The organism is Hyperthermus butylicus DSM 5456, from assembly GCF_000015145.1.
Lineage (GTDB): Archaea > Thermoproteota > Thermoprotei_A > Sulfolobales > Pyrodictiaceae > Hyperthermus > Hyperthermus butylicus.
This window is the reverse complement of sequence record NC_008818.1, coordinates 326313-343489: the sequence shown is the minus strand read 5'-3', so window position 1 is coordinate 343489 and position 17177 is coordinate 326313. Positions and strand designations below refer to the sequence as shown.

18 protein-coding genes are annotated in these 17177 nt (G+C 55.8%); 6 read left to right on the top strand and 12 right to left on the bottom strand.

Translation table 11 applies throughout. From position 1 onward, the window contains the following. A complete protein-coding gene (locus HBUT_RS01850; RefSeq protein WP_011821543.1) occupies positions 1-762 on the bottom strand; it encodes a hypothetical protein in 762 nt (253 codons plus the stop codon). Between the two features lie 124 nt (positions 763-886). On the opposite strand from HBUT_RS01850, the gene HBUT_RS01845 reads away from it, so the two are divergent. After that, positions 887-1777 carry a metallophosphoesterase gene (locus HBUT_RS01845; protein ID WP_011821542.1) on the top strand — a complete coding sequence of 297 codons (891 nt, stop codon included), beginning with the start codon at positions 887-889 and terminating at the stop codon, positions 1775-1777. Between the two features lie 69 nt (positions 1778-1846). On the opposite strand, the gene HBUT_RS01840 is transcribed toward HBUT_RS01845, so the two are convergent. After that, positions 1847-3682 carry an aldehyde ferredoxin oxidoreductase family protein gene (locus HBUT_RS01840; protein ID WP_011821541.1) on the bottom strand — a complete coding sequence of 612 codons (1836 nt, stop codon included), beginning with the start codon at positions 3680-3682 and terminating at the stop codon, positions 1847-1849. A gap of 603 nt (positions 3683-4285) precedes the next feature. Here HBUT_RS01840 and HBUT_RS01835 point away from each other — a divergent pair. Together HBUT_RS01835 and HBUT_RS01830 are read left to right on the top strand one after the other, a co-directional pair. Beyond that, positions 4286-5179, top strand: coding sequence for a mechanosensitive ion channel family protein (locus HBUT_RS01835; RefSeq protein WP_011821540.1), 894 nt, complete (start codon positions 4286-4288; stop codon positions 5177-5179). Next, positions 5136-5966: a Rossmann-like domain-containing protein gene (locus HBUT_RS01830; protein WP_011821539.1), complete on the top strand. Its 831-nt coding sequence runs from the start codon at positions 5136-5138 to the stop codon at positions 5964-5966. Before HBUT_RS01835 ends, HBUT_RS01830 begins: the two co-directional genes overlap by 44 nt. Here HBUT_RS01830 and HBUT_RS01825 read toward each other — a convergent pair. Beyond that, a complete protein-coding gene (locus HBUT_RS01825) occupies positions 5963-7270 on the bottom strand; it encodes a radical SAM protein (RefSeq protein WP_011821538.1) in 1308 nt (435 codons plus the stop codon). The genes HBUT_RS01830 and HBUT_RS01825 overlap by 4 nt on opposite strands. 159 nt (positions 7271-7429) lie before the next feature. Between HBUT_RS01825 and HBUT_RS01820 the strand changes: the two genes are divergently transcribed. Continuing rightward, positions 7430-9574, top strand: a complete 2145-nt coding sequence (locus tag HBUT_RS01820) for an ATP-binding protein (protein WP_011821537.1) — start codon at positions 7430-7432, stop codon at positions 9572-9574. Here the strand turns inward: HBUT_RS01820 and HBUT_RS01815 are convergent. The 6 genes from HBUT_RS01815 to HBUT_RS01790 form a co-directional block, all read right to left on the bottom strand. Further along, positions 9571-10221, bottom strand: coding sequence for a class I SAM-dependent methyltransferase (locus tag HBUT_RS01815; RefSeq protein WP_011821536.1), 651 nt, complete (start codon positions 10219-10221; stop codon positions 9571-9573). The two genes, HBUT_RS01820 and HBUT_RS01815, sit on opposite strands and share 4 nt — an antisense overlap. Next, positions 10208-11089, bottom strand: coding sequence for a carbon-nitrogen hydrolase family protein (locus HBUT_RS01810; RefSeq protein ID WP_011821534.1), 882 nt, complete (start codon positions 11087-11089; stop codon positions 10208-10210). The genes HBUT_RS01815 and HBUT_RS01810 overlap by 14 nt, the downstream gene beginning before the upstream one ends. 304 nt (positions 11090-11393) lie before the next feature. Continuing rightward, on the bottom strand, positions 11394-12188 hold the full coding sequence (locus tag HBUT_RS01805; protein ID WP_011821533.1) for a 4-phosphopantoate--beta-alanine ligase: 795 nt from the start codon (positions 12186-12188) through the stop codon (positions 11394-11396). Positions 12189-12452: 264 nt separating this feature from the next. Continuing rightward, a complete protein-coding gene (locus tag HBUT_RS01800) occupies positions 12453-12995 on the bottom strand; it encodes a hypothetical protein (RefSeq protein ID WP_048061389.1) in 543 nt (180 codons plus the stop codon). Between the two features lie 47 nt (positions 12996-13042). Next, a complete protein-coding gene (locus HBUT_RS09435; protein ID WP_153801356.1) occupies positions 13043-13522 on the bottom strand; it encodes a hypothetical protein in 480 nt (159 codons plus the stop codon). Beyond that, a complete protein-coding gene (locus HBUT_RS01790) occupies positions 13459-14202 on the bottom strand; it encodes a hypothetical protein (RefSeq protein WP_011821530.1) in 744 nt (247 codons plus the stop codon). The genes HBUT_RS09435 and HBUT_RS01790 overlap by 64 nt, the downstream gene beginning before the upstream one ends. A 238-nt stretch (positions 14203-14440) precedes the next feature. Here HBUT_RS01790 and HBUT_RS01785 point away from each other — a divergent pair, with 238 nt between their 5' ends. Further along, the gene (locus tag HBUT_RS01785) at positions 14441-14848 is read left to right on the top strand and encodes a hypothetical protein (protein WP_011821529.1); all 408 of its coding nucleotides are present in this window, start codon (positions 14441-14443) and stop codon (positions 14846-14848) included. On the opposite strand, the gene HBUT_RS01780 is transcribed toward HBUT_RS01785, so the two are convergent. The 3 genes from HBUT_RS01780 to HBUT_RS01775 all read right to left on the bottom strand — a co-directional run bounded on the left by HBUT_RS01780 (position 14845) and on the right by HBUT_RS01775 (position 15910). Next, positions 14845-15405, bottom strand: coding sequence for an AAA family ATPase (locus HBUT_RS01780; protein ID WP_011821528.1), 561 nt, complete (start codon positions 15403-15405; stop codon positions 14845-14847). The genes HBUT_RS01785 and HBUT_RS01780 overlap by 4 nt on opposite strands. A gap of 68 nt (positions 15406-15473) precedes the next feature. Continuing rightward, positions 15474-15617, bottom strand: coding sequence for a hypothetical protein (locus HBUT_RS09765; RefSeq protein ID WP_228546751.1), 144 nt, complete (start codon positions 15615-15617; stop codon positions 15474-15476). A 2-nt stretch (positions 15618-15619) separates the two neighbouring features. Continuing rightward, positions 15620-15910 (bottom strand): RNA-binding domain-containing protein, encoded by a 291-nt coding sequence (locus HBUT_RS01775; protein WP_011821527.1) that lies wholly within the window; start codon positions 15908-15910, stop codon positions 15620-15622. Between the two features lie 188 nt (positions 15911-16098). On the opposite strand from HBUT_RS01775, the gene HBUT_RS01770 reads away from it, so the two are divergent. Then, positions 16099-17163: a substrate-binding domain-containing protein gene (locus HBUT_RS01770; RefSeq protein ID WP_011821526.1), complete on the top strand. Its 1065-nt coding sequence runs from the start codon at positions 16099-16101 to the stop codon at positions 17161-17163. The last annotated feature ends 14 nt before the right edge of the window (positions 17164-17177 follow it).

Below are 17177 nucleotides of genomic sequence, written 5' to 3'. Positions count from 1 at the left end.
CTAGCCCGACAGTTTTCGTGCAGTTGCGTGTATTGTCTCGCGGAGCTTCTCTATGTCTTCCAGATCCTCCCTCACCATGTCATATAGCTCCTCAAGCACCGTCACTACGTCGCCCTCAAGCTCTACGGGTGATGCAGCCTCCCGCACAGCCAGCACAAGCTCGCCATCACAGTCTACGCGTAGTAGTATACCGGTTGGCTCATGGAAGCTTACATGGCCCGATACGATCATCCTGGAACACGTCCGGGACCCCTGTGGCCCAATAAACACGGCGTTCTCAGTAACCCTCCGGACACCATACTCCACCGACTGCAGCCTACCGCTCGGTGGTTGCCGTGATTCAAACCACTCCCTAACACCCTCAGCCAGAGCCTCCGCGTACTCCCTAACCTCCCTAGCCCATAGCCCTGCAGCGCTGAGTATCCTCCGGTAGGCCTCCATATCAGCCATCAAAGCTATCGAGCTATAGGCGGCATTGTAGAGTCTCCTAGCACCGATAGACACTATTGTGGGGAACCCCGTAGCTAGCAGGGGTTCAACATGTATAGCGCCGCGGAGAACCATCACGTTAAACCCTTCAACACTGCCGCCTATGAAGCGTCTCGCAACGATACCAGCAACAGGTACACGTATCCTGGCCCGTACACGGTAGAACCGCGAGCCAGAAGCCCCAAGAGCTAGGCGTGGAAACCCTACGCTCTCTCCGAGAATATCGTAGATAACCCTTAACAAGTTAACAACCCTAGCAGCCGGATCCACCAAGGCACAGCAGCACCTGCCACTCCTACCCTTGCCGCATTATTCACCCTCGAACACGCGCGTATACAAGTAGGGGCTAGTCTAGTTTTCCACCACACCCCCATACTTCCGGGATGGGTGTCCTGGTATGGCTAGGCTCCTGGAGCTAATCCGCGATGCTCTCGACATACTATCCCACATGGGGCCAGTCGTCGAACTAGGGGCGGACGAGAAGGTCCTGGTTGTAGGGGATACCCACGGTTACCCCGAGGCCACAGAATGGGCTTTACGCCTCGCGGATGCCCTGGGAGCTGACCGCATAGTATTCCTGGGGGACTATGTTGACCGTGGAAGCCGTGGTGTAGAAAACCTAGAGCTTCTATTGGCAAAGCTTGTCGAGGAGCCCGGGAGACTAGTGCTACTCCGAGGAAACCATGAGAGCCCAGACATGAACTACTACTACGGCTTTCGGGACGAGGTCGCAAACAAGCTTGGCTATGAGATTCTCGACGATATATGGAGGCTCTACACGTGCCTACCATACATTGCTAGGCGTGGCGACATAATAATGCTCCATGGTGGTGTGCCCTGCCGCCGCTGCACTGGCGAGCCCGAAGACCCCATAGGTATGAGCGAGCTGGCTTCTAGGATGGGGGAGCTGTACTGTAGAAGGGATGGCTTAGGCCCGGCTGACCCACTAGTATTCCAGCTCCTCTGGAACGATCCTAGTCCCTCCATAGACTGGTTCTCCCCCAACATACGTGGCCCCGGCACCTACTACTACGGGTGGAGGTCCTGGACCAGTTTCCTCAAAGTCAACAATGCGAGGCTGATCATACGCGCCCATGAGGTAGTAGACGCGGTCAGACTGACGGGCCGGGAAAACGTTGTCGAGGGCCTACACGGCAGCTACACGATAGACCAGCTGGAGGGAAAGGTGGTCACGGTATTCTCGAGCCTCTACCACGGCATGAGGGCTGGTGCAGCCCTGCTGGAGGCCGACACGGTGACATTCTACCATTACCCGGAGCAACCATAGATGGGCGAGGATGAGCTGGGAAAAAACGCGGCCGGGAACCCTCATCGGGCTCGCTCCCTTGGCTATGGGTTATTTTGATGAGTATCTTTCTGCTAGCCTTACAGCATCCTCGCCTAGACCGAGTTTTTTCACCGTCTCCGGCAATGGTACACCGTTCTCAGCCCAGCCCCTCTCCCTGTAGTATATCTTCAGCATCTCGATGAACTTGTCCTTGTCTAGCTTGGCGCCCTTAAGCGGGCCCTTGGTCAGGGGCTCGCGGAACCACCTCTCCGGCGGCAGGTCCATCTCTATGCCCCAGCCACCGTGCTCGCGCACCCAGAACAGCCTTATCAGCGTGTAGATCCGGTCGGCGACGGTGAAGTGGTCTTCGAGACTGTAGCTGAGCCCTGTTGCGGCCTGGAACATTTTCACGTAGTAGTCTAGTGCGAGGCCCAGCTCTACGAAGGGAAATCTGCAGGTTACTGCTGTCTCGAAGAAGCCACCGCGTATTCTCTGCAGCTCGATAACCCTTAGCACCTTCTCCCTGCCATACTTGAACCTGCCGTGCTGCACCTCCCACGATATGACCCAGGCATCCTTATGGTGTGCCCCAATCGGGCTCGTAGCATAGCTCAGTGCCATGCCCGGGGCTGCGTGACAATCATAAGCGCTCACTTCTAGGCCCTTGACATGCATAGCATACCAGGTCTCGCCAACCTTCTCGGAGACTCGCTTCACACCCTCTGCGAGGAGGTCGCCGACGCCGCGGCGATAGGCTATGTCCTCTACAAGCTTTGCGAGCTTCCTCGTTTCGCCCCAAGTGGCGTCTAGTTCTAGCTTACCTCTCTCCGCCGCCTCAAGTGCGTAGCCGAGAGTGTTCCCCAGGCTAATCGTATCAATGCCGTACATGTCTGCTAGCCTGTTAAGCAGCGCAGCATCCTCGAGCCTGGATATTCCTATGTTACTGCCGAGCATTGCCACATTCTCGTAGTCTAGCTCGGAGGGCTGGCCCTCAGCATCCTTTACCACATGGCCACAGCTCATCGGGCATAGTGGGCAGCTCTTCGTGGTAACCTTTACTTTCTCCATGTAGTTACCGCTTATCCCCTCCCATCCGTCGAAGACGCCCTCGCGGAAGTTGTAGGTTGGCAGTACGCTGGCATTCTGCGACCACTCGATTGTCATCATCGTGCCCTGCCTCATCCAGAACTCGTAGTTCGGGCTACTCTTGACAAATTTAATGGCCTCTGTGCCTATCCTTAGCTCCTCCTCCGGATGGAATAACTCTGGCTTTTTCGTGCCCCTTACAACTATCGCCTTCAGCTTCTTGGAGCCCATAACAGCGCCCATGCCTGGTCTACCGCCGGAGCGGCCCTTCTGCGATACGATGGTTGCATAGCGTACCATGTTCTCGCCGCCAGGCCCTATCAACAGTATGCCTGCGGTCTTGCCAAACCTCTCCTCGAGCTTGTCAGCAGCCCGGAACGTATCGAGGCCCCATAGGTCGTCGGCGGGCTCTAGCCAGGCCTTATCATCCTCTATCACGAGTATAGAGGGCTTCCTGGCCACGCCCCGAATGACCACTGCGTCCCAGCCGGCGGCTCGTAGGTTGACAGCAGCCCTGGTACCTATATTGCCGTCGCCGTAGCCGCCCGTTAGCGGGCTTTTAGCAGCCACGACCATCTTCCCGGTAGAGGGGCCAGGAAGCCCGGTGAGAGGTCCGACAGCGAGTATTAGCAAATTGTCGGGACCCAGGGGGTCAGCACCTTCCGGCAAGTGGTCCCAGAGTATCTTGATCGCATAGCCCCTACCTCCAACAAACATCCTAGCCATCTCGCCGGGATAGCGCCACTCCCGAAACTCGCCCCTTGAGAGGTCAACCCACAAGATGCGCTTGAACCAGGAGAAGAGCTTCTCGCTAGCCATAACGGGAAGCACCTCTTCCAGGAACAGTTTAGGGGATACTACTAGTAAAAATCCAAATCGTATAAACAGTACTCAACTGCATAAATGAGGGTAGAAGGGTGGGCGCCGCCCCTGTGGACCCCGCCCTCACCCAACCGGGGTGACGCCCCGGAGTCCGGGCGGGTGAGCCGCCCGCCCGCCCGAGCAACAGAACAATCACCCTTACCCCGGAATAAACCTCACTAAAACCCTGCATGAAGACCAACTGCTAGCCCAACGATAAATCAAAGTTGTACAATACCAAACCGTATACACTGGGAAGTCGCAAGCAACAGAGCTGAAGGCTAGTCCCCACATGAAGATTATTGATACTTGCTCTCGGAATCCTTGCAACGACTAATTTGTATGAGGAGAGCGTTAATGTAAAAATTATCAAGTAAATGAAGACACAAGTTTTATGAGCATTGGATAGGTGCTCATAGCTGTACTTATCCTCTTTAGCCTAGCTGTATCCTGGGCTTCCTTCGCCTCTGGCTGTTTGTAGCGTTACTTGCTTCCGTGTTGTGGGCTGGGGGTTAAACTGGGATCTCGCGGGCTGATTGTGTTTTGTGGGATGGTGTAGGGTTGGCTGCTGAGTCGTTGGCGGCGCTGCTGGAGACGGTGGGCAGCTATATTTACAAGATCGTTGTCTTCTCGGTTGTTATGGTTGCTGGTATAGCGGTCTCCATGCTTATACGTAGGATGATTAGGCGTACGCTGGAGTTTAGCCAGTTTCCCCATACTGTCGTGGATATAGCGTCGAAGATGGTTTACTACCTCTTGGTCGCCCTGGCAGGTGTTATAGCCCTTGGTGTCGCTGGGTTTGATGTGACAGGTTTCGCGTTTGCGGGCAGCTTGATAGGTGTTGCGCTGGGCTTTGCCAGCCAGACCGTGGCTTCGAACTTCTTTAGCGGCCTATTCCTCTACTTTGACAAGCCGCTAAAGCCGGGGGACATGGTTGAGCTGCCTGACCTTGGCATAATGGGGGTTGTGGAGGATATCACTCTGTTCTCCACGAGGATAACAACGCTTGATGGGCTCAAGGTGAGGATACCCAACGAGAGCATATTCCGTAGCGTGATAAAGAACCTTTACAGCCACCAGGCCCGGAGGGTTGAATACCTGGTGGGCATAAGCTACTCCAGCGACATAGATGTTGCACGTGAGACAATATTCAGGATACTAGAGGATCATCCATGGGTTCTAGCAGAGCCCAAGCCGGTAGTCTATGTCGAGGAGCTGGGCGATAGTGCCGTGGTGCTGAGGGTTATATTTTGGACTCCAAGCACCAAGTGGCTGCGCGTCCGCTGGGAGTTGCTGGAGAAGATCAAGAAGGCCCTTGATGAGGCAGGTGTGGAGATACCGTTCCCCCAGAGGGTTGTATGGCTCCGTCTCCCAGAGGCTGGAGCGGCGAGCCTGGGGGTGTCCGGGAGGATTGGGGGAGAAGGATTACTGGCTGAGACTGGCGAGGGCGCTTAGGAGCGAGCTAGACTCCTCGCTGCGCAGCTGGGCTGGGCTCCCGGTTGTAGACTACTTCATAGGGTTCCAATACGCCTATGTCCAGCTCGAAGGCGGTTGGTGTGGCGTTGCTGCTGCACCCTACTGGAGCGGCCGGCGTCATGAGCCCCTAGCGGAGGCCCTGGAGGATGCTACGCCACGGATGCTCGCGAGGCTAGTGGAGAAAACAGCGAACAGTCTCGCAGCCTCACTAGCCCTGGCAGCTGTTAATGCTGCTACGAATGCCTGGATAGAGTGTACTACCGAGCCAGGCATAGAGTTCGGCCTCGATGCTCTGGACCTGGTCAAGTCCGGCAGCGGCACTGTAATCCTCGTGGGCTATATGGCGCCGATAGCCAGGAAGCTGAGGAAGATGGGGTACAAGGTATACGTCACGGAGCTTGAGAGGAGGCTCGTAGCGAAGGCCTCCATTGACGGGTTCCCAGTTATTGGGGGCCTGGAGCTGGAGCATGTGGCAGCAAATGCGGATATGTTTGTGGTCTCTGGTGCAGCGCTCATCGATCCCCCGAGCTTGTTCCCGCTGCTCGAGAGTGCAAGGAGTGCTGAGATAGTCCTTGTCGGTGCCTCCTCGAGCTTTCACCCTAGGATAGCCTGGAGGCTGTCAGCGTCAATCGTGGCAGGAATATACATTGACCGTACGGTGTGTAGTTATGTGAGGAGGGCTGTGGCGCAGGGAGGCGGCCCCTACATGGTGGAGCGCAGCTGGGGTGTTAGACTAGTAAAGTGGGCTGCGGCGAGGCAGAGCTAGATCTGTACCTGCATGCCGTACTCTCTTAGCATGTTGACGGCCATGTATATGCTTCTCTGTATGCTGTGTAGCAGGTAGAGGCTGCCAGGCTGTGTAATCTTGTTGCTGCCCCTCCTCTCGCCAAGGAGCTTCAGCACAGCGGAGCCGGTGGATGCTAGGAGGTAGCCACGCAGCCCATAGAGGTCTATCCTGGGCGGCGGCCAGCGGAGCCCGAAGGCGGCTGTAAACGAGTAGTAGAGCATGTCGCTATTAGTTGAGACCATGGAGCCGATAACGGTGGGGAACCCCCTCTCGCGGACTAGTCGAGAGTACTTCTCGAGGCTAAAGGTGTTCACGTAGACGTAGCTGCCGACTCGGCCTATCCCGCTAATACCCAGCGCCAGAAACTTATCATAGTCCACCACGTACTCGTCTATAAGTCTCGACCCCCTATCCATGCACCAGGGCGTAGCGGGTCTGAAACCCCTGCTGAGAGCCTCTCCGAGAATTACACCGTAGAGCCGGTGCTCGAGGGGGTGCCAGGGTCCCTCCCGTCTCTTCTTCTCCAGCTCCCGGAGCCCCGGTGCGGGCATGAGGGGGTAGAATGTTACCTGGTCCACTGGGAGGCTTAGAGCTCTGGCAGCCTCCCTCGCAACAACTGCCGGGGTGTCGCTCCTAATCCCCCATATAATGTCGATGTTTACCGTCTCAAACTTGCCCTTAACCAGGTCCACGGCGCGGTAGACGTCCTCGACGGTATTGTTTAGCCGGCCGAGCTCTAGGAGCCTCTTCTGCTCCAGTGCTTGCACCCCTATACTCAGCCTTGAGACGCCGGCGCTGCGCAGCACGGAGACCGCTTCGTCGGTTAGGTCCCTGGGATTAGCCTCGGTAGACACTTGCACCTTGCCGCCAAAGGCTTCGCGTACAGCGTCGATAACCCTTGCAAGGCTGTAGACGTCTATGCTGGGCGTACCCCCGCCAATATAGAGTGTCTCAATGTGGGCTCCCTCGGCGGTCGAGGCTAGCCACGATATCTCCTGGAGTAGTGCGTCGATGTATTCCCGGTGCCTCTTCTCGTGGAAGGGGTAGCGGACAAAGCAGCAAAAGGTGCAGAGCGGCCTGTGGCAGAAGGGCATGTGTATGTAGAGGGCATAGTGTCCCGATGCGGAGCGAATAGTCTTCACGTGCTCCTCGGGATCAACACCCCTCTTTATGAGCCTTTTGAAGAACCTCTCAGCAGCGTAAAGTGCCATGCGAGAGGCTGTCTTGGCTAGTAGACGTGCCCTACGGGGTATATGTACCTCGTGAACCTCTATGCTCCTCATAGCTCACGTGTCGCCCCACACCCTAGATATTCTAGTGTTTAGAGTATAGCCTACGTATTTCTTAGCCTGGAGCCCCCTCCAAAGAACATATGGTAATACCATCGGTGATACTGGGCTGGGACAGGGTGCACAGGCTAGGCGGCGGGTAAATAGCGCATCTTGACGGGATTGGAGGAGACCCCGTTGAAGGGGAAGGAGAGGCCCATAGAGCCCATAGGTATGGTCACTGGGGACTCAAGGCCAGACTACTTTGTGTTTACAGTCGACCCGAACAATATCCCGCCGCTCTACGATTATGTTTATGTCGAGGTCTCTGAAACCCCGCCGGGCTCCGACACATCGGTACTGGTGAAGGTTCTCGCACAGATACGAAGCATACGCAGACTAGCTGTCGGCGTAACCCCCGAGCATCCCTGGACAGTGCTCCGAAACCTCAGTATACCCCGCGGTAGCGATACAGTGGTTGCTGTTGCAAGGATCCTCGGCTACAAGTGGAGGAACAGGATATACCTCCCCCGTAGGGCTCCGCCCGTGGGGTCCTGGGTCTACCTCGCGCCGGACAGTCTCCTCGAAGACTTCTTCTCCGTCGAGGAGAGGAGGAGGCTCCACGTAGGCACGCTGATATCCAGGCCCACGGTGCCAGCATATCTCGACGTTGAGGGGCTTAAGAGGCACGTAGCCATAATAGCTGCCACCGGTGCAGGCAAAACATGGGCTAGCGTCATCCTCATAGAGGAGCTGCTCAAGAAGGGCGCCACGGTGGTTGTCCTCGACCCTCACGGAGAATACACTGCTATGAAGAGGTCTGCAGCCCGGCTGGGCCCGGCGTTCGCGGATAGGGTTAGGATTGTTAAGGGTAGGAGGGATCAGGAGGGCGACATACAGTACAAGGTTAGCGTTGCACAGATGACGGCCGAGGAGCTGATGAGTGTTGCGCGCGTACCCCCCAAAGCCTCGAAGATACGGAGCGTTATATCCGCAGCGAAGAAGCTCTCCCACTACATAGCCGAGGCTACAGGCGACAAGAAGAGATGGCTAGGACTAAAGGGCATCATAAGAATTGTACAGACAGCAGCTGACGCAGCGATACTAGCCCGGGGGCAGGGTAGAAGCCTCGAAGCATTCGCCCGCCGCTTCAACCAGCTCATAGCCCAGCAGGCAGCGAAGCACACTGGCCGGGATGCACGTGAGATAGACGCCGAGCTACAAATGGTTGATGCATCTAAGGAGGAGTATGGAAGGGCTCTGCGCAGGCTATGGCTAGCCCTTAACCGCGACGTGGAGCCAGCCTTCGGGGCCATGAGGTATTTGGAGGAGCTGCGCCGCATAGGGGTCTATGGCGTTAAGAGTCTGCCCCTGAGCTACCTCCTCGAGCCCGGCACTGTGACAGTGGTAAACCTTGCAGGGCTGAGGGAGGAGGTGCAGGACCACCTAGCATACAACATCTTACTCCGGATATTCAATGCTAGGATGAGGTATGTTAGGGGTTTGGAGGGGGAGAGCTATCCGTACCCCGTTGTAGTCGTCGTGGAGGAGGCTCACCGCTTCATGCCGCCCCGCAACAAGGCGCAAACCCGTAGCCGCGACGTGGCGGCTACGATTGCGAGTGAGGGCCGCAAGTTCGGCGTGTTCCTTGTTGCGATAAGCCAGAGGCCAAGCAAGATAGACCCGGATGTGTTGAGCCAGCTGCAGGGCCAGATAATACTCCGCGTCGTAAACCCCCGGGACCAGGAGGCTATACGTGACTCTAGCGAGCAGGTAAGCCAGGACCTCCTAGAGAACCTTCCCGGCCTGAACACCGGCGAGGCTGTCGTGGTTGGCCCGATAGCCCCCTCGCCCCTCATGATAAGGCTCAGGGACCGCGTGCTAGACTATAGTGGTGGAGACATAAGCCTAGTAGAGGCATGGGCGGGTAGCCTTGAGGATCTAAAGCTGCTCGAAGAGTACCGGAGGAGCGTCGAGGAGAAGATAGCGAAGCTCCTTGGGGAACGCAGCGTAGACCTAGCTGATGCCCTTGGCGAAATCCTTGGCGTCAGCGTGCCCGGCGACGTGGTGGAGGAGGCTCTCCGGCTCCTAGTCCACGGGGAGGTCTGGGCAAGCTTTAACGAGCTAACCTCAACACTCTACGGTGAGGTGCATGGCCTGGGCTACGATGGCGATGTAAGGGTGCCTCTGGGCGCAGCATCATGCAGCGATCGCGGCAGCTGTGTCCGCATGGTGGCGGTGCTGCTGAGAGCAATACTTGACGACATACTATCAGTTGGTGCCCGCGAAGCCTCGGAGCCTGATAGTTGGTGGAGCTAGCTCCACCGGTACTCCACACAGACAAACCCCAGGTCAGCTCCTGGCCTCCAGGGCCTTGGCTCTTCAGGTCTCGGGGGCTCCCATGGCTTAAACGATAATGTGCCCATGATCTTCGCAGGGTTTAGGCCCACGCCTGCGAAGAGGTCGTTCATCTCCTCGACAGTGTAGAATCTCGCTACACTGTAGAGTGGGTGACCCATCCTCCCTAGCTCGGTGTAGTAGCGGCCCCAGCTACTATCCCGTGGCACGATGCAGGATACAAGCCTCCCAGTACGCGTGAGTATACGGGCGGCCTCCTCCACGACGGGCTCTGGGCTATCTAGGAAGCAGAGCGTAACAATGATGTACACGGTGTTGAAGCTGCCGCTCCTTAGCGGGAGGTTTTCACCCACAGCCTGGACAGCCTCAACACCCCTTCTCCAGGCCCTCGTAAGCATGGAGAGTGCGGGCTCTACAGCTACGTCTACGCCCAGCTTTGAGGCGAAGTAGCCGGTGCCAGCTCCTACTTCAACACTTGGAGGCCTAGCTGGGAACTCCTCCACGAGCCGGGCCTCGTTCTCCGCAATAACCTTGTTACGCTCGTACCATGTATCGTATCGGTCAGCCATCCGCTCAAAGAGGGCGAAGCTGGGCTCAGTCTTCGCCACTGCTACCAGCCTTGAGACGGCCAGCCAGATTCTCTACGAGGCTCTCCTTGGCAGCCTTACAGTATATTGGCGCGAGCGCCTTAGCCATGAGGCTAGTCCTCACAATGTCCTGGATATTGGATGGCTGCTCCATAACCTCCACCAGTATGTAGGTGTCGTTGGGCTCGTTAACCTCTTCCACAATACCGTTCTGTGGATCAACAACCATAGTCGGGATCTCTACGACTCTCTCAGCAGCCTCAAACACGGAGCCAACAGCAAGTATAGGCACATTGTTCTCTATACTTCGGGCCATGAGGGCGAGCTTAACCCTATTCACGTCCTCCCCCGGCCGGAGCGTTACGATGAGGGCTGTGGCTCCCTCGAGGAGCAGGCTTCGCGCGATCTCAGGGTAAAGTATGTCGTCCTCAGCCATGACCCCTATACTCCTACCAATATCGTCTATCACGACTGTCTGCTTGCCGGGGCTAATACCTAGCTCCTCGTCAAGACCGTTGCTTGCAACCTTCCGGTACTTGGCTATCAAGCTCCCATTCGGCGATATAACCATTGTTGTGAGAAATATCTTTGGCCCAGCCCTCTCAATGATGGGGCCGGCGATTATGTAGACTCCATTCTCTAGTGCAACCATGGAGAGGTATTCGAAGGTATTGCCCGGGATTCGCTCAGCCTGGTTCCTGGTGATAGCCCGGCTGCGCGTCCTCGGATAGTGGAGGAAGAAATGGCCGATATTCACAAACGATGGCAGTACGACGAGCTTAGCACCCTTAAGGGCAGCCTCTCTCACGAGCTTCCTAGCCTTCTCCAGGTTAGACTTCTTGGCTAATGGTCTGAGCTTCATATGGGTAAGCGCGACCGTTATAGGCACACCGGCCCTACCCCCACTCTACGTCCTCGCTAAGAGGGACTAAAGGTAATCCCCGAACCCCCTCAACGTGGAATCTATTGGGCCCTGGAGATATGGGTTAGGGCTCCACCTCTGATAGTTTCCGACCGACAAGAGAAATACTTTACACAGAAACACGGTTATAGCTAAGAACAAAACAATAACATACATACCCAAAATTAGACGTGGCGTCCAGCCACTATCGGTGCTGAGTTCCAGCCCCCTGAGAGCCCAGCATGGAGGAGCCGGGGCTCTGTGATGTAGTCCTCCCAGGCTGAGAGCCCCATTAGCCTATTTCGATAGCTATGCCCATCTGCGCGAGCCTCATTAGCCTCTGGGCTATATGCTGGAGGGCCTTGGAGAGTACGCGGTTGTTGTCGTATCTTGCCAGTATTTGTTCAAGCTCGCTCCGCGGCCTGCTCCTTAGCTTCTCCACGGCCTCTACGAGTCTCGGCGCGGCACGGACGATGTTGTCAACAATGGTTATGTTTGCTGTCCTCGCTGTGCGGCTCAGCGGGTTGAGGTCGATTGCTATAACGGTTTTACCCATCCTCCGGAGCGCCTCGGTGCGGTCGCCATCCTCGAGCGCTACGAGGACAACGTCGGCCCGGTAGATGCCATTGGGGCTAACCATCCCCCGCGGGCTCGGCAGCCCAGGAATCCTCGCAGTGGCATCCTCGACGCCTAGGACGCGGCGCGCGCCATGCCTCCTTAGCAGCTCAGCTATCTTCCGCGCTCTCTCCTCGGTGCGGTAGAATAGGTTCACCTCCAGGGGCGCACCGAGAAGCTCCGCGAGGCGTACCATGTGCTCAGCCGCTAGGGCGGCCGTGTTCCCGTTAACAGATATCACAGGGTGTTCCGCGAGGAGGAGCGCCGCAGCTGCAGCCTCTATAGCCTCCTGGGCGAAGGGCTGCGTCTCCTCGCCTATCAGGTAGTCGAAGCACTCACCCCTACCATGAGCTATGAGGCCCTGCGGTACAACTATGCCCTCGCGGAAAGCCTCGACAAGCTTCTCACGTATCACGAGGCTCCAGTAGCGCGGGTGGCTACGCGGAATCCCGTACCCGTCCTCCCCAGCCAACACACAGCCCCGAGAAGAATAGCAAACCAGAAGCACACATAGAAAGTCTAGCGTGTGCAAAAGATATAGCCGGGATATAAAGAAAGATTTTCAAGGTTCAAAAACGTGAACCCAGTATAGAAGCCCTCACAAGAGTTCAGGGAGCTCCTACAGCTTCTTTTCGACTGCGCACCCGGCGGAGGAGCTTAGGGCGTGCCAACCTCAACAGTATAGTAGCCGATTAACGGCATGTAGGACGACGTAGCAGCATCCAGCAGCGTAGACTTATAAACTGTATAAAGCAAGATTGTATGTTGAAGCTGTTGTTTCAACAACTATATCTACTCCTATGGCTGCAAATCCGGCATTAAACTCTGCATGCGATATCGAGTTGCTGATAATGGTGTAGAATATGGATGTAAGCGTGCCAACCTCACCAACAGCACCAAACACGCCGTTAAGCACTACATCAACATACGTTTTCAGTGGGTTCGTACCAACGCCAGCAACCTCGCCCCACACTGTACCTCCAACAGTCACATCCTCGTAGAGTATTTGGCCAACATTAGCGGATGTGTAATAGTTACTTAGTACTTCAACGGCATATGGACTCCATAGTAAATCATTGAAACTTTCCGGTGGAGGCTCATCCAATGGCATTCCCAGCGGATATACATCGTTAATTACCATTACATATTGCATGTAGAGCGGGATAAACGTTACTACTGGCACTACACGATAGTAGTAGCAAACACCGTCATAGACTCGGTCAACATCATATACCACTATAACTCCATCCGCTTGAAGGTAGTAGATCGTTGGAACCATTATATAGCCTTGCCAGTACCTCTGCTCGGGATATATACTGAGCGATTTTATTCTCCATTAATAGGGCTCTGCAATGTGTGTTGTTGCGGGTTTACTATAGTTTCACGGTATGTTGTGCCACTACTGTATGTTGTGCCACCAAAGCCTGCAAATATAAGTCCTACTCGGACTGGCTTATCTTCATAGTATGTTACTCTCGCGCCTATGACTGGTACATCGTATAGTTTGAAGCTTGGGGTTATAGCATCTCTCCATTCTGCGGAGATGCAGGCAGGAGCACCGGCCCGTGCAAGTCTGTAGAGGAAGTCGTCCATGGTGTATACTCTGCTTGGGATCCCGGTCTGAGCTATTGTTGCTTGTAATGCTTCTTCGGCGGTGTAGGTGCTTGCGGGATAGTAGTAGGCTTTGGAGAATCTTGTGGCGAAGAAGTACCAGAGTCCCTCGGGGCATTGTGAGTCGGCGTTTATGATTCGTTGTCTCCACCCTTCGGGGGATTGTACGCGGCGTCGTATAGCTCCTCGAACCATACCAGTGTGTATGGTGTGCACTGCCCCGTCGAGGCGGTATAAGCTGTCGCTACTAGTGGCTTGGATAGGTCGGCTCTCCTCTCCTCTGCCTCTTTCAACATCTCCTTGACAATGGGTGGAGCCATATCTCCTACCTTGCGTAAGCCGATTTCGACTGGGCTCCTCAGTGTAACCACTGGCTTCTTGGTGAATGCTAGGAACGGGTTTTCACTTGCCATCTCTACTGCCTTATCTAGCGGTGTCTTCTTGAACATCATTAGGTATGTTACTGTTGAGAAGCTGAAGGCTCCCGTGTAACTGTTCCCCTGGTCGTCATAGAGGTAGAATACTAGGGAGACTGTGGGCAGAGGCTTACCCGGCGCCTTTACCCCCGTCTTTCCTGCGTAGTTCTCGAACTCTTTGTAGAACTCCATCCACTCCTCTACGACGCGCTCGGGGATAGAGACGTGTATTACTAGCTGCCTGCTCCCGCTGATATTGTAGTCCTTGGTGATTGGACCATTAGGGGTTGATATCACGACCTGCACGTGGCCGAAGAGTTGTCTACCATTAAGCTCTAATGCGGATGGCTCAACGACGAACGTTACCCCATAGCTATCCTTATCGAATAATGCGGGTGCCAGGATTATTGCTGCTACAGCTACGGCAGCTGCAGCAGCTACTAGGAGGGAACGTGTCACTATATCACCAGGAAAACAATTACTGAAATGATTTCAGTTATATAGCTTGGTCAAGACAAGATGAGTATTTTGGAGCCGCTACGTGAACCGTGTCAAGCACTGAGGACGCGCTAATCCTGAGGGTACACGCTCCTAGTGCAGTAGCATCGTATTATCGTTGGTTATACCTGGTTGATACTACGCCCTCCCCCGGATACACGCGGCTGGTGCTAGAGTAATAATCTGGGTGCCGAGGGGTATGGCTTGTCTAGAGTATGTTTGGAGCTGGAGTGTAACGTACAGCGAATACCTGCGCTCCCTTGAGGTGCTCCGGGTCGCGGTGCTGGCGAGGCTAGCCCTGGAGCCTGCCAGCCTGCCGCGGCTGCTTGACGACCTCTACCGGCTGAGGGAGACGGGTTACCTGCCCAGAGGGTTCCGCGTAGCTGACGTAGTAGCAGAGCTGGGGTTCTACCGCCGGGCGGGCCTCGTCTACGAGGGTGTCGATGGTAGGCTGTACCTCGACGACCTGTTGCTCTCGCCAGCTGTGAAGGAACTCGTCTACAGTGAGGCTGTAAGGATAGCTAGTCTGCTCGGCATTAGGGCTGAAGGCTTTGAGCTGCAGCCAGCTATTGCCGAGGCTGGTGTCGGCGTAGAGGCTAGCGCTTAGCCCTGCCCGGTAAGCCTCGAGAGCAGCCTTTTAGCCTCCGCCTCGAACTCCTCGAGGCTCAACTCGTTCACGAGCATGTAGTCTGCGAGGGCTATCACGTTTCCGAGTCCGAACCCCAGCTCTGTAAGGTCGCGCTGGCGAAACTCCTCCCACGTAGTCGGATCCCCGGGCCGTCCCCGCCTCCGGATCCTCTCAAACCTAGTCCGGGGAGAGGCGTGCACCGCGACTATCACGGTTTTACCGAGCTTCTCGAAGACTGCCACCTCGTCGAGGCTGCGGACACCGTCCACGAGGACTATGGAGTGGTCGTCGCTGGCTATCTTTGAGGCCGTCCTCTCAGCTACAACCGTTGAGCCGTGCTCTTCGCGTAGGAGCCTAGCAAGCCGGTTGAGGTTTTCGGGTGTAGGCTCGATACCCCTTCTGCGGGCCTCCTCCCGTACAATATCACCCATAACGTAGACGGGTATCCCCATGGACCTCGCGATCGAGGAGAGAACGCTTTTGCCGCTGCCAGGCATGCCAGCGACAAGTATTATGAGTCGATGTGCCCCCGACACAGTGCCCCCAGGCATGTTTACGGCTATGCTGGGTGAGAGGCTTAGAAGGCTTGCCCCGTAATACGCTGCTAGTCGCTGGGCATTGGTTTCTCATAGATAGGCCTTCCCATACGCGTGGGGGGAGCTAGCCAGTCAACAACCTCCCTCGGGTTGCTATGCTCGACGATGAATGTTATTGGGCCCAGTGGCGCTTCAGAGTCCATGTCGACCATGCTTACCCTGCCAACATATGTGCTTGCTTATTCAGCTTAAACACAAGCACACCGCGCTCAACACACCGCATCATGTAGCTCCTCGCAGCATCGAGTATCCTCTCCTGCCTCAACATCTCATACAACTTAACAAGGCTACGCAGCGAGTAGGACTCAGCAACAACGAGGCGGTAGCCACGGCCAAGATCCTCGACCCATATACGGTCCGGTATGAACACGTTTAGTATCGCTTGCTTAACCTTCTCCACGTCCTCCGTAGGTCTAGCCTCAGCCTCCACGCGAACCTTAGCCACGCACACCACCTGTTCCGGCTCTACACTCTCCCTTAACGCTTACCGGGGCACATCCCCCTTAATCTAGGCTAGGCGGGAGACTAGAGAGCGAGGAGACAAGACGCTGTGTCTGGATGCCCAAGGCTAGGCCAGTAGCATGAAATAATACTATGTGCTGGTATGTACACTATCCTCAGGGCTTAGTGGACGTGGCTTTGCGCTGTAGTCTCGTTCCAAGGCTTGAGGTTAAACTGTACTGTGACGGGTTTGTTGTCGATGAACAGCTCGTCTCTCTGCTGATAGCTGTGGATAAGTATGGCTCAATACTGCGGGCTGCAAGGGCTGTAGGTCTAGCCTATTCTAGAGCCTGGGAGTGCATAGCTAGGGCCGAGCATGCGCTTGGCGTGAAACTTGTCGAGGCACGTCGTGGGGGCCGCGGTGGTGGTGGTGCAAGACTAACCGAGGCTGGCCGTGAGCTTATAGCAAGGTTCGTTGAGGCTTACCGCAGTCTTACCGGCCAGGAGTTTCAGCCGTCACTAGCAGCTGCTGGTGAAAGGGTAGAGCTGGGAGTCTACGCTGGCAGTCACGACATTGCGGTTGAGAGGCTTCTAGGTATACTCCGCGGTAGAGGTGTTGTATTCGAAGCGCACTGGCTAGGATCAATCCGTGGCGTAGCCTCAGTACTCCTTGAAGAAGCCGACGTGGCTGGCATCCATATATACACGGGGGAGGGCTACAACATCCCCTATCTTCGGAATACCTTGCCCAGGGGTGTAGCAGTACTAGTCAAGGGCTACGAGAGGCTTCTAGGCTTCGTCTCTAGGGAGCAAATGAGTCTAGACGAAATACTTGAAGGCATTATCAGGGGGAGGCTGAGGCTCGTCAACAGACAGAAGGGCACCGGAACAAGGCTGGTTCTCGACGATCTCCTGGCAAGAGAAGCAAAACGCCACGGCATAGACCCAGCGAAGATACCAGAGATCGTTAAAGGCTACAGCGTCGAGGCGCGCACCCACATGGAAGTTGCCGGCGTGGTTGCGCGTGGAGAGGCCGACGTGGGTCTCGCGCTGCAGGCAGCAGCACTACTACACGGGCTAAGCTTTACCCCGGTACGCTGGGAGCAGTTCGACTTCCTCATACCCCGTTCCAGGCTAAAAACAAGGCCTGTCGAACAATTCCTTGAAGCCCTGTCAAGCAAAGAGTTTCACGAAGTCCTTAGCACGCTTCCAGGCTACCGCGTAGCCAGCAACACCGGGGACATCCTAGAGCTCTAAGCCCATCGGGGCCA